Origin of the sequence: Zwartia hollandica, assembly GCF_019923725.1 — a bacterium.
Classification (GTDB): Bacteria; Pseudomonadota; Gammaproteobacteria; order Burkholderiales; family Burkholderiaceae_B; genus Zwartia; species Zwartia hollandica.
The window spans coordinates 18,756-31,386 of sequence record NZ_JAHXRI010000001.1; the positions used below are offsets into that span (position 1 = coordinate 18,756).

Consider the following 12,631-nt stretch of genomic DNA (forward strand, 5'->3'; position numbering starts at 1 on the left):
TCAAATGGGTTAAGGGCAGCTGTGTGCGATCAGTCATGCAACTTCAGTCGGTGTAACTATCGCGCGAACCAAACAATCGCTCTGCTTTTATTCCCATTGACAAACAGTGCTCAACTAACTGTTGCGCATTGACTGCGGGGACACTCTCCTCGGAGGGATCAATGCTCGTGACAAACTGCATCCATGGCTCTGCGCCCATGGCATATACATAAACCTTGTCACAACAAAGACTTTCTATGACTTTCATGCCCCTCTCAAAGTCTGACCCATTTAAGCGACGAGATTGATCTTTTTTTCTATCAACCGCCATGGGGAGATAGGGGCCGTAAGACCAGCTAAAAGGTGCCCCCAAGCATTCCATTCCAATAAAAATCGTTGCTATTTTTCCGTAGGTCTCTCTGATTAGGTCGTAGAGCTTGGGCTCAAGATTGTTACTGTCCGCTGCAAAGAGCAAAGTTTCAGCCCCTGATTTAACTAGCCACGCGGCTTTGGTGCGAATGTCTAAATCACCGTGCTCGCCCAAAAATGGAAGCGCTGTCAGCGTCAAGTCTTCTTTTGAGAGGTCCTGGAAAGACTCAAGAGAGATCACGTCTTCAAACCCAATCGATTCGAGCATCAGTTTTAACGAGGGATCGGCTAACGAGCTGCCACTAGAAGGGACAACGACGGTGCTGACTTTGTGCCTGATCGCTAATAATGTTTCGATCGATACATGGTCAGCATGATTGTGCGTTAAGACTACAAAATCCAAGTGATCTGGAAGGTCGTTTAACGTGAACCTATTGTTATCCCCTTCTCGATGGTAGGCAACGAAGGGATCAAGCAGAATGGTTACCCCAGACGGGGTGTCGACTAATACACAGGCATGACCAAAGTAGCGCCATCGTGTCTTATTGAGAGCTTGTCGGATGGGTCGTTGAGTCGGATGTTCAGTCAGGAGGCTGAGTAACAACTCAATTTTTTCTTCTGGAACTGAAAGTGCCTGTGTAATTTCGTCTAAGGACTTTGGTGCGGCGCGCAGTTCTGCTAAAAAGTCGTAGACTTCTGAGCTAAAGGGTTGATTGATTTCAAGCGCGCTGGGCGACGGCAAGCGCGGCGTGCTCATGGCAAACGGTCTGGAGTCGTCTTTAACCTGGTACATCAATGCGCTTTGAGTGTCTGGCCGATGCACCCCTTTCGCGTATAACAGAGCCTCGAAAACTTTGATATCCGGCGAGCCCGCGAGCGAGTAAGTTAATTCGACATATCCTTTGATGCTTTCTGGTGCTTCCTGATAGAACTTTTCAATGCTATGGCCATCTGCATTTTTCATTAACAGACGCAAAGCACCACGCAAGTCCGATCCAAACTGAATCATCTCCGTTAGTTCATGTTTTGATGTGGAGATAAGTTCTGTGATCTCTTGGGCGCGTGATACTGGGAGGTCAACAAAAGGACCTCCGCGCAGTTTGGGATCGTTGCAAGCTGCTACGTGAGCGCTTGGCGCCGAGATGAACGACTCCATCAAAGGCAAATAGCGGTACGCGATGTTTAGGCAGGCCGTCGCTGGCGACACCATATGAGACCAAGCGTACCAACGAGAAATCAGTGGTTCGACAACGACGTCGGGCCTAAGAAAATAGTGACAAGCAGCCATAATCGCAAATTTATTAAAGGTTAAAGGGAAAAGTTGTGCGATTGAGTTAGTTTTTTTGCAGTGAAAAGCGTAGTGGAGGAGATGCTTGGTTGATACCCTTCGAGCGGAGGGTATTGCCATAAGCCAAGCCGAGTTAGTTACGCAAACAATAAGCCCCACTCGTGTGGAAGCCACTCGGGCAGCTGCCGGACTTAATCACTGCCGGTTTGCTCGAGGCGCTGCTGGCCAAGCAATAGTTGCCGCTGGTGTGGTAGCCGGAGGGGCAAGCTCCAACTTTAGCGATTGCAGGCTTAGCGGAGCCCGAAGAGGGTGTACAGTAGTTGCCGCTTGTGTGGTAGCCGCTCGGGCAAGCCCCGTTTTTGATTAAGGGCTGTTGCGCGTGCGCAACTGTGCAGGCTAGGGTTAGTGCGGAGGCGATCAAGTAGAGGGCAGCGAAACTAGGTGCAGAAGTGTGGGTCATTGCGTCACGCCAGAAAGATTTTCTTAGTTAATAAAAAATGAAACTTATTCGGCTATGTTCTTTTATATTGCAAATAAAGCATCATTAAAAGTTGTTAACTATTGACTTTATGTTACGTCGCAGAAATACGCATATTTCGGCGGGGAATCGGTTTGTTCGGGTTGTCTACGATGCTAACATTACCGGCTATCGAGTTTTAACCCTGTCGTAATACTGAAACATTGACATGAATCTCTCATTGAACGCTCCTGAGTACGTCCGTCATCAAGGTCTGAAAGATTGGGTGGCCGCAGTCGCTGCCAAAGTCAAACCCGCCAAAGTTGTCTGGTGTGACGGATCCCAAGAGGAATATGACCGCTTGTGTGCGGAGATGGTGCAAACTGGGATGCTGCTCAAGCTCAACCCGGCAAAGCGTCCCAATTCTTTCTTGGCGCGTTCGTCTCCCGATGATGTGGCGCGTGTTGAAGACCGGACGTTCATTTGCAGTCAAGATAAAAATGCCGCGGGGCCAACCAATAACTGGATAGCGCCAGCAGAGATGCGCGTCAAGCTGGACGAACTTTTTGAAGGCGCGATGCAGGGCCGCACGTTATACGTGATTCCTTTCTCGATGGGGCCTTTGGGCTCTCCGATTGCTCAGATTGGTATCGAGTTGTCCGATTCCCCCTACGTTGTCGTCAATATGCGCATGATGACGCGCATGGGCAAGAAGGTTTATGACATTCTTGGCACGGACGGGGAGTACGTCCCTTGTGTGCACACTGTTGGTGCACCTCTGGCCGCTGGTCAGAAGGATGTGGTTTGGCCATGCAACGAGACCAAGTACATTGTGCACTTCCCTGAGACCCGCGAAATCTGGTCTTACGGTTCAGGCTATGGCGGAAATGCCTTGCTTGGCAAGAAATGTTTCGCTCTGCGTATTGCGTCGACCATGGGGCGGCGCGAAGCCAATGACAAGTCCGTTGGTTGGTTGGCCGAGCACATGTTGATTCTCGGTGTCCAGGCGCCCTGGGGCAAAAAGTATCACGTTGCTGCAGCGTTTCCTTCTGCTTGTGGGAAGACCAACTTTGCAATGTTGATTCCTCCTGCAGGACTCGCTCAGCAAGGCTGGAAGATTACGACGATTGGTGATGACATTGCTTGGATCAAGCCTGACGCACAAGGCAACCTGCGCGCGATCAATCCTGAGGCTGGTTATTTTGGTGTGGCGCCAGGTACGAATGAGCAGTCAAACTTCAATTGCATGGCTACGCTTAAGCAAGACACAATCTTTACAAACGTTGCATTGACCGATGATGGCGATGTGTGGTGGGAAGGCATGACGAAGGTGCCCCCCGCGCACTGCATTGATTGGCAAGGGCGTGATTGGACACCGGAGTCCGCGAAAGAGAAGGGTATCAAAGCGGCGCATCCCAATGCACGTTTTACCGTTTCAGCAACGCAGAACCCAGTGTTGGATTCGGAGTGGGATAACCCCTCTGGTGTTGTAATTGATGCGTTCATTTTTGGCGGTCGTCGCTCGACGACTGTGCCGCTTGTCACTGAAGCGCGTGACTGGGCCGAAGGCGTTTACATGGCCGCCACCATGGGTTCAGAAACCACAGCAGCGGCGGTTGGGCAGCAGGGTGTTGTGCGTCGAGATCCGTTTGCGATGCTACCGTTCTGTGGTTACAACATGGCTGAGTACTTTGAGCATTGGTTATCGCTGGGTAACCGTTTACAAAGCACGGGCACAAAATTACCAAAGATTTTCTGTGTCAATTGGTTCCGCACCGATGAGAACGGTAAGTTTGTGTGGCCTGGGTTTAGCGACAACACGCGCGTTCTTAAGTGGATGCTCGGGCGTATCGAGGGTGATGCTAAAGGCGACGAGCATGTATTTGGTATTACGCCACGCTATGAAGACATCGACTGGTCCGGCATGGATTTCTCCGCGGACAAGTTTAAGAAGATTACATCGATCGATGTGAGCGCATGGAAGCAAGAGTTCAAGCTACACGATGAGCTCTTTGAAAAATTAGCGCATGGACTCCCGGCGCATCTCTTGAAAATCAGAGCTGCGTTCGAGTCACGACTTGGCTAATTTTTAGTGGCGGGCGCGGTCTAGCATCGCATGCAACAACACGTTGCAGCCCGCCTCGAGGTGCTCTGGGCGGGCATCTTCGATTTCGTTGTGGCTAATACCGTCCTTGCATGGGACAAATATCATTGCTGTGGGCGCGACCCGGGCCATGTACACCGCATCGTGCCCAGCACCGCTCACCACATCCATTTCGCTTAAGCCAATCGTTTTGGCGCCGCTGCGCACAGCGCCTACGAGCTCAGTTGCGAACGCTTGTGGAGGAAAGTACACCACTTGTTTAATGTCGACGCTGACCTTTCCTTGCGTGGCGATAGTGTTTGCTTGTGAATGTAGTTCTTCGACCATCTTTGTCAGTGTTGCATCAGTATCTGCACGGAAGTCGACTGAAAACTTTACTGTCCCGGGAATCACATTACGCGAATTCGGATAGTTGTCTAACATCCCGACGGTCCCGCGGGCATTAGGTGCATGATCTAGTGCAATGCTGTTGACGGCTTGAATCATGCGTGAAGCTGCAAGCAGTGCATCTTGACGTAAGGCCATTGGGGTCGGACCGGCGTGTGCCTCCGAGCCTGTGACAACGACATCAAACCAACGTTGTCCCAGCGCTCCGGTGACGACGCCGATCGTGATGTCATTCGCTTCCAGTACGGGGCCTTGCTCAATATGTGCTTCGAAATAGGCGCCAAAAGTCTTTGGATCGATCACATCCTTTCCGGCGTAGCCAATTGCGTTTAATGCCTCGCCAACGGTGATCCCATTTTTATCTTTTTGCCCTAGAATCTCGGCCGTTTTAAATTCACCAATAAAGGCACCGGAGCCCATCATCACTGGAACAAATCGCGAACCCTCTTCGTTAGTCCAGACGATGACCTCTAAGGGGGACTCGGTCTCAATGCCCGCGTCGTTCAGGGTGTGTAGGACTTCTATGCCAGCCAGTACCCCATAGTTGCCGTCGAACTTTCCCCCAGTGGGTTGTGTGTCGATATGGCTGCCCGTGGAAACTGCGGGAAGCGCGTTATTGCGACCCGCGCGGCGCGCGAAAATATTGCCTATGGCATCGATACGAACCGTACAGCCTGCTGCTTTGGCTTGAGCCACGAAAAAGTCTCGCCCTTGTCGATCTAGATCGGTGAGTGCTAGCCGACATACGCCTCCCTTTGGAGTTGCTCCAATTTGAGCGAGTTTCATTAAGGAGTCCCAGAGACGCTTGCCGTTAACACGCAAGGTGGTTGATGAATTCTGGGCAACAGCAGACATAGTAAGACTCCAATAGTGTTTATCTTTGGGGACAGGTAATATGGTGGCAACAGTATGCCTGAAATCACCGACTAAACCGAATTAATCCAGCAAATCGAACCGATACGTTAAAGGCCCCGATACATGAAACTCGATGCGATTTCGCACCGCGACCGTAACACCAAAATTGTAGCCACTCTTGGTCCCGCAAGTAGTGACCCAGCAATGATTCGAAAGCTGTTTGACGCAGGTGTGGATGTCTTTCGCTTGAATTTTAGTCATGGCACCCATGCTGATCATCAGGCGCGGTACAACGCGATTCGCCAAATCGAGGGCGACGTCGGCCGTCCTGTAGGCATTTTGATGGACTTGCAGGGTCCAAAACTGCGCTTAGGTAAGATTGTCGATGGCAAGCTCTCTTTGGCTATCGGACAAAAACTGCGACTGGATTTAGACCCGACGCCTGGCACCTTAACCCGAGTGCCGTTGTTGCACCCAGAAATTTTTGCCGCTATCAAGGCCGGCGACGACTTGTTGATTGACGATGGCAAGGTGCGGTTGCGCGTACTTTCCTGTAGTCCTACGTTTGCAGATGTGGAGGCACTAAACGCCGGGGTGATTTCAGACCGCAAAGGCGTTAACGTTCCTGGCGCGATTTTGCCCCTATCGGCACTGACGACGAAGGACCGAGAGGATTTAGATTTTGGCTTAAGTATTGGTATCGATTGGATTGCATTGTCTTTCGTGCAGCGTCCTGAAGATATTGCAGAGCTAAAAGCGATCGTGGGCAATCGCGCATGGGTCATGGCTAAGCTAGAGAAGCCCTCCGCGATTGAGTCGTTAGAAGCGATTGTTGCAGCAGCCGATGGTGTGATGGTTGCGCGGGGTGACCTAGGTGTTGAATTGCCGCCCGAAGATGTTCCCGTTATTCAGAAGCGAATTGTGCGCGCATGTCGACAGGCTGGTAAGCCAGTGATCGTGGCGACCCAAATGCTTGAGTCCATGATTTCTTCACCTGTTCCGACTCGGGCGGAGGTCAGTGATGTCGCAACCGCTGTTTACGACGGCGTGGATGCAGTGATGCTTTCGGCAGAATCTGCCTCGGGCTCCTATCCGATCGAAGCGGTCAACATGATGGATCGCATCCTGAAGAGTACGGAATTGGACCCTCTTCAGCGGATCATGATGGATGCCGTGCACTCGCACAGAAAGAATGACGCACGTGATGCGATTTCTGCAGCGATTCGCACTGTTGCAGAGACCCTGCCCGTTGCGGCCACTGTAGCCTACACCTCATCAGGTGCTACGACCTTGCGTGTGGCGCATGAACGACCCCGCGCGCCTATCCTGAGCATGACGCCGGTCGCGGCCGCTGCGCGGAGGCTCTCTTTGGTTTGGGGGGTCCACTCAATACAGGCCGCCGATGTCGACAGTGCGGAAGAAATTGTGATGCGCGCGACGCAGGCGGCAGATAAGCATGGTTTTGGCAAGCCAGGACAAGCGCTTTTGATCATAGCTGGAACGCCTTTCGGGGTGCCAGGATCGACGAACTTGTTACGAATCGCCTGGATAGGCGATGAGCCGGATGCATCCTAGAAACCCTACTCACTGCGCGTGTAACCCTGTGCTATAAAACTAGAAAATAAACCAGAGGCGAAGGGGCATCGATGGCGCACGTGGGTTTAAGGTTCGGAATCTTTTTGGCTCCGTTCCATCGTTTGGGTGACAATCCAACGCTTGCGCTCGTGCGGGACCTAGAGCTTATCGAGTGGCTTGATCACCTTGGCTATGACGAGGCCTGGATCGGAGAGCATCACTCAGCTGGGTGGGAGACCATTGCTTCACCGGAAATCTTTATCGGTGTTGCGGCAGATCGCACGCGGCGGATCATGTTGGGTTCGGGTGTGACAAGCCTGCCTTATCACCATCCGTTTTTGGTGGCCCAGAGATTTGTTCAGCTTGATCACATGACACGTGGGAGAGTCATGTTAGGTTGCGGACCGGGAGCACTTGTGTCGGATGCCTACATGATGGGTATTCAGGCCGAGCGCCAGCGCCCCATGATGGATGAAGCCCTCGGTGCCATCATGCGCTTGCTAGCCTGTGATGAACCGGTCACGCTGAAAACGGATTGGTTTGAACTTAACGATGCAAGGTTGCACCTTGCTCCCTACACAAAAGGCGGCTTTCCTGTTGCTGTAGCAAGTTCGACCACACCTTCTGGGGTGTTGACGGCTGCGAAACACGGGGTTGGCTTGATTTCCTTGGGTGCTGGTTTGCCAGGGGGACCTCAGAAGTTGGCAGAGCAGTGGGCCTTAGGCGAGACGGAAGCTGCTAAGTTCGGTAAAACAATGCAACGTGAGGATTGGCGCTTGGTGGTCAATATACATGTGGCCGAAGATGATGAGCAGGCCGTCTCTGAGGTGCGTAAAGGCGAGCGACTCGAAACCCTCAGTTATTTTAGTGAGACCCTCGGTCGCCCGCCCATGCGTAGCGAAAACCCCCTAGCCGAAGGTTTAAAAGCCGGAACAACGATTGTGGGTTCTCCTGAAACGGTAGCTGCAGGAATAGAGAGACTGTTGTCTTTTACTAATGGAGGGGCCGGGGCCGTGCTGTTCAGATCGCATGAATGGGCCACGCGCGAGCAAACATTAAGAAGTTATGAGCTTTTTGCGCGTTGGGTAATGCCCCGTTTTCAAGGTAGTTTGACGACCCTGCAAACCTCCAGACAGTGGGCGAGCGATAACCGTAGCGGTATTTTTGGTCCTCAGATGGGAGCGTTGCGCAAGGCATTTACCGATGCGGGGCAGGAGGTTCCTGACCATATGCGCCTTCGCCTACATACAGGTAAGTCTCCCATTGATGAGTAACGCCTCTGGCTATCTTTATTCTGGATTGCGCTGTTGTTTTGCGCGGCCGAGTGCTAAATTTCGCCATCTTAAGTTTTTATCGATTGTCCTAATTTGACAGCCATGCCGGCATAGTCATATTACAAAGCGAGGTAAGTCATGAAAATTCGTTTGGTGTTATCCACTACAGCTCTGCTTCTTGGTTTGTCTGCAGCCCAATCCTACGCTCAAGTAGCCTACGGGACGACTTTAGGAGACGACAAGTACCAGCCGTCGGTTGGACAAAGCGGCAAGGACGTGATTTGGGTGCCGACCAACGATGCGGTTGCAGATGCGATGTTGAAAGCCGCAAATGTCGGTCCAAATGATCTGGTGTTTGACTTGGGTGCAGGCGATGGAAAAATTGCGATTGCAGCGGCCAAAAACTATGGTGCGCGCTCAGTTGGCATTGAATACAACAAGGACATGGCGGCTCTCGCGACACGCAATGCCGAGCGTGCTGGCGTTTCCGATAAGGTAAAAATTATTCACGGTGATATTTTTGTCGAAGACTTTTCAAAAGCAACTGTCTTGACAATGTATTTGTTGCCTGACTTGAATTTAAAGCTTCGCCCGACGATTCTCAAGATGACACCGGGAACTCGAGTTGCGACCAACTCGTTCAATATGGGTGACTGGGAACCAGATCAAGTTATCGGTACTGGTTACGCCCAAGGTTATTTTTGGGTTGTTCCCGGTAACGCTGCAGGCAAGTGGACCATCAAAGGTATTAATGGCGGTCAGAGTGATGTCCTCGAGTTGACGCAGCAGTATCAAAAAGTTGGAGGGACTTTGACGATAAAGGGCAAATCCCAGCCGATTTTAGGCGGCAAGCTGACCGGCAATCGTTTGAAATTTAGTTTTGTCGATGAGGGCGGTCAGTCGCGTCATTTTGATGTGGAGCTGAAAGGCAACACGATGCAGGGCAATGTGCTGGAGATGTCGCCTCTCTACGAGGTTTCCGGGACTCGCAGCTAATAAAACAACGTTTGAATCATTATGAACTCACCCGCACAAATCAACGAACCCACAAAACGATTAAGGCCGTTTAGCGCTATCGCGATTATTGTCGGCATTGTGATTGGTGCGGGTATTTTCAAAACTCCTTCCATGGTGGCAGGGGTGACGGGGGATGCTGGATGGTTGTTGGTCGCTTGGGTCGCGGGCGGGCTGATTTCCCTAGCGGGTGCGTTGTGTTAAGCCGAACTTGCCACGACGTATCCCCACGCCGGTGGTGATTATCACTTTCTTGCTCGCGCCTTCGGCAAACCAATTTCTTTTCTCTACGCCTGGGCCAAGGCAATGGTCATCAACACGGGATCAATTGCTTTATTAGCCTTTGTGTTTGGCGACTATATGAGTAAGGCATTTAGTCTCGGACCATACTCGACTGCGATTTGGGCGATAGGTGTCGTGCTTGTTTTAACGGTAGTGAACTTGATCGGCATATCGGCAGCGTCGTGGGTGCAGACATTGCTGACCTCGATTGAAGTGTTGGGTTTGATCTTGGTGGCGATTGCTGGCTTCTATGTTTCTGGCGATGCGCCGGCATCACCCGCTTATTTCTCGTCTACACCTAGTCTCGGTATGTTCGGTTTGGCGATGGTCTTCGTTCTACTCACGTATGGGGGTTGGAACGAAGCCGCCTACATCTCTGCTGAGGTGCATGGCGGGCGGCGAGCAATTGTGCCGGTTATTGTCATCAGCATTTTCATCTTGACGATCATTTATGTATTTGTGAATTTCGCGCTTCTGTCTGGCTTGGGATTAAAAGGTTTGGCTAGTAGTAATGCGGTGGCTGCTGATTTGATGGGACGTGCTTTCGGCCCATCAGGCGAACGTGTACTGGGCTTGTTTGTTGCGACGGCAGCCTTGACGAGCATCAATGCAACCATGATTGTTGGTGCGCGAACCAACTATGCCTTGGGTAAGGACTGGCCTGCCTTGTCCTTTATGGGGCACTGGGAGGGTGGCAGAGGCTCTCCTACGCGCGCGCTTTGGGTACAGTCTGGAATTAGTCTGGTGCTCGTTGTTTTTGGGTTGTGGCAGACAGACGGCTTCGGCGCGATGGTTGAGTTCACTGCGCCCGTGTTTTGGTTTTTCTTGTTTCTGGTAGGGATATCGTTGTTTGTGATGCGGGTGAAAGATCCGTCGGCTGAGCGGCCGTTTAAGGTGCCGCTCTATCCCTTCACGCCGATTTTGTTTTGTTTGACATGTGCGTATCTCACCTACTCGAGCATTACCTATGCTGCGAGTAAGAACGCCGTCGATGTGTCGTTGTGGGTGATGGCGTTGGGTATCGTGGCGCTTCTCTTAATGCAGTTACGCAAAAAGATTTAATCGGTCTTTCGTGAGGGTCAGTGCTTGATACCCAGCGCTGCTAGTGCCTCGCCATAGATCAACGCGTCTTCGCATAAGTAAGCGACGACGTCGCCGCTTTCCATATTCTCAAGAATCTGAACGATTTCCTCTGTGATGTCTGCGCCCCTGCTGAGTCCAGCCACATGGACCTGCGCATCGCTTTCAAAAATCCCTTGCGGAATAATTTTTTCCACAACACTTAGGTCAATTTTTGATATGACGATGTAGGCCTGTATGCTGAGGTCCTCCACTTTGATTGCGAGGACAACGCCGCCTTCGATTGTGTCTAAAACAGTGCTTTGGATCATTAGGTCCATATCAGCTCGCCTTTGCTAGGGGTTTTTCTTCTAGCGCATTAAGCAGTGCGCCGAGTAGTTGATTGAGTTCAGCGCACATCAAGGTCATGTCACTGTCGAACCTTTCGCTCTCATTTTCTGGAGCAGACTGCTCTTTCTCGTCAAGAACGTCTTGAGGTGCGAGTCGTTTGATGTCTAGGCTCTCTGTCAGAATGAAGGACACTCGGTCGTTCCAGGTAAGAGCAAGACGTGTGCATTGCTTTCCGTTTTTAATGTGTCTGTCGATATCTTCCGAATCGAGTGCATGCTTAACATATCGAACGGCAGCCGCCTTGTCTCCGCCAGCACGTAGTTCGGCGTCTTGGTCGATTGTGAAGTGACTGGGCGGTTGACCTGATGAAATCCATCCCGTCATCGCGACTGCTGGACTCGTAACGACTTGAATCGGTTCGACGGGAAATGGGTAAATCGCTTTGCCCAGTGCTGAGATGATCTCTTCTGCTTTTGTAGTCGAAGGCGTGTCGATGGCGAGCCAATGATTGATCGGATCAATCCAAATACGCGTATCTCTAATTAAACTGAAGGCGCGCGGAAGCAGGGCGCTTGTCACCTCTTCTTTTAGATCACGACGCTGCTTACGGCCAGGCTTGAATCCTTGCTGCTCTTCAAGCTCCTGAGCGCGGACTTTAACGAATTGATTGATAACGGAGGCCGGTAATAACTTTTTTTCAGAGCGAAACGCGCAGATGATCTGCTTGCCAATCGGGTAGGCTAGGCGTTGGTCATCTTCTCGAACAGATACCCAACCAAATGCTGAAGTCGCACTTGCATCTGCTTGAGCAAAACGTTCTTTTGATAGAAAGTCTTCAATCTGATCGACGGCCCAAGTCCAGTCGTTGGAGAGGCGGTAAAGCTTTAAGTTTTTAAACCACATGGTAAATCCGGCAAAAGAGATCGATTCTAGCTGAGGTCGAGTCTCGTCGCAGATAACGTGGTCAGGCTTGTCCGACCATACCTTGAAACGTAGTTTCAACGATTAGCTCGGTGATCTCGTGATCCGTGAATGCGCCGCCTTGCTTTAAAAAATCGGCAACAGGGTCACAGGAGCGAGCAAAGAGGGTGTAGAGCACGACCTCGCTCGGAAGTGTCACCGATAGCTCGCCCTTTGATTGGGCCTCGTGAATCCACTTCGCAAACTGCTCGATCAGTTTGCCTAGCGCTTGCATGTAGGGCGCATGATTTTGTAGGGCGGACTGAATGGTCGATCGCGTTGAGGGCAGCAGGGGCATTGTGCCTTGAAGATGGGTGGATACCGCCCAACGAACCACGGCCCTGAGGTTCTCAACTGCTGAATTCGTGTCGGGAAGATCATGCACGGTGTCGAGCGCTCGTTCCAGCAACCGCGTCATGCATGCGGCCGCTAGCGCTTCTTTTGAGGCAAAGTGTTTGTACAAGCTTGCTTTTGCGATACCGACATTCGCAGCCACTTCGTCCATGGTCATGAGATCAAAGCCCTTCTGCGAGAGCAGTTGATTGACGGTATCCAAAATAGCAGTTTCGCGAAATTGAAGCTGTTGCTGCTTGAATGAGTGTTTTTTGCTTGGGATTTCGGTGGGCAGCATGGTGATAGGGTCAATGTGCGATAAGCAAGCGTTTAAGTGTCAATAA

The 12,631-nt window shown here is 51.4% G+C and carries 11 protein-coding genes and 1 pseudogene; 6 read left to right on the forward strand and 6 right to left on the reverse strand.

What is annotated here, in order from left to right; all coding sequences use genetic code 11:
- Positions 1 to 43: 43 nt before the first annotated feature.
- Positions 44 to 1,636 (reverse strand): MBL fold metallo-hydrolase, encoded by a 1,593-nt coding sequence (locus KZZ10_RS00070; RefSeq protein ID WP_259659454.1) that lies wholly within the window; start codon positions 1,634 to 1,636, stop codon positions 44 to 46.
- Between the two features lie 133 nt (positions 1,637 to 1,769).
- The gene (locus KZZ10_RS00075) at positions 1,770 to 2,096 is read right to left on the reverse strand and encodes a hypothetical protein (RefSeq protein WP_259659455.1); all 327 of its coding nucleotides are present in this window, start codon (positions 2,094 to 2,096) and stop codon (positions 1,770 to 1,772) included.
- A 226-nt stretch (positions 2,097 to 2,322) separates the two neighbouring features.
- On the opposite strand from KZZ10_RS00075, the gene KZZ10_RS00080 reads away from it, so the two are divergent.
- A complete protein-coding gene (locus KZZ10_RS00080; protein WP_259659456.1) occupies positions 2,323 to 4,179 on the forward strand; it encodes a phosphoenolpyruvate carboxykinase (GTP) in 1,857 nt (618 codons plus the stop codon).
- Positions 4,180 to 4,182: 3 nt separating this feature from the next.
- Here the strand turns inward: KZZ10_RS00080 and KZZ10_RS00085 are convergent, their stop codons facing one another.
- Complete coding sequence (locus KZZ10_RS00085; protein ID WP_259659457.1) at positions 4,183 to 5,439, reverse strand: Zn-dependent hydrolase; 1,257 nt, start codon at positions 5,437 to 5,439, stop codon at positions 4,183 to 4,185.
- 123 nt (positions 5,440 to 5,562) lie between these two features.
- On the opposite strand from KZZ10_RS00085, the gene pyk reads away from it, so the two are divergent.
- The 5 genes and pseudogenes from pyk to KZZ10_RS00110 form a co-directional block, all read left to right on the forward strand.
- Positions 5,563 to 7,014 carry a pyruvate kinase gene (pyk, locus tag KZZ10_RS00090; protein ID WP_259659458.1) on the forward strand — a complete coding sequence of 484 codons (1,452 nt, stop codon included), beginning with the start codon at positions 5,563 to 5,565 and terminating at the stop codon, positions 7,012 to 7,014.
- A gap of 71 nt (positions 7,015 to 7,085) precedes the next feature.
- Positions 7,086 to 8,288, forward strand: a complete 1,203-nt coding sequence (locus KZZ10_RS00095) for an LLM class flavin-dependent oxidoreductase (RefSeq protein ID WP_259659459.1) — start codon at positions 7,086 to 7,088, stop codon at positions 8,286 to 8,288.
- A gap of 138 nt (positions 8,289 to 8,426) precedes the next feature.
- Positions 8,427 to 9,284, forward strand: a complete 858-nt coding sequence (locus tag KZZ10_RS00100; protein ID WP_259659460.1) for a methyltransferase domain-containing protein — start codon at positions 8,427 to 8,429, stop codon at positions 9,282 to 9,284.
- A 21-nt stretch (positions 9,285 to 9,305) separates the two neighbouring features.
- Entirely contained in the window at positions 9,306 to 9,506 is a 201-nt protein-coding gene (locus KZZ10_RS00105) for a hypothetical protein (protein WP_259659461.1), read from the forward strand.
- A 12-nt stretch (positions 9,507 to 9,518) separates the two neighbouring features.
- Positions 9,519 to 10,646, forward strand: a pseudogene (locus KZZ10_RS00110) (APC family permease); the annotation flags it as partial.
- A 17-nt stretch (positions 10,647 to 10,663) separates the two neighbouring features.
- Here the strand turns inward: KZZ10_RS00110 and KZZ10_RS00115 are convergent.
- From KZZ10_RS00115 to KZZ10_RS00125, 3 genes are all read right to left on the reverse strand, one after another.
- The gene (locus KZZ10_RS00115; protein ID WP_259659462.1) at positions 10,664 to 10,984 is read right to left on the reverse strand and encodes a hypothetical protein; all 321 of its coding nucleotides are present in this window, start codon (positions 10,982 to 10,984) and stop codon (positions 10,664 to 10,666) included.
- A 1-nt stretch (position 10,985) separates the two neighbouring features.
- Positions 10,986 to 11,897, reverse strand: coding sequence for a recombination-associated protein RdgC (locus tag KZZ10_RS00120; protein ID WP_259659463.1), 912 nt, complete (start codon positions 11,895 to 11,897; stop codon positions 10,986 to 10,988).
- Positions 11,898 to 11,958: 61 nt separating this feature from the next.
- Positions 11,959 to 12,585 (reverse strand): TetR/AcrR family transcriptional regulator, encoded by a 627-nt coding sequence (locus tag KZZ10_RS00125; RefSeq protein WP_259659464.1) that lies wholly within the window; start codon positions 12,583 to 12,585, stop codon positions 11,959 to 11,961.
- Positions 12,586 to 12,631: the final 46 nt, after the last annotated feature.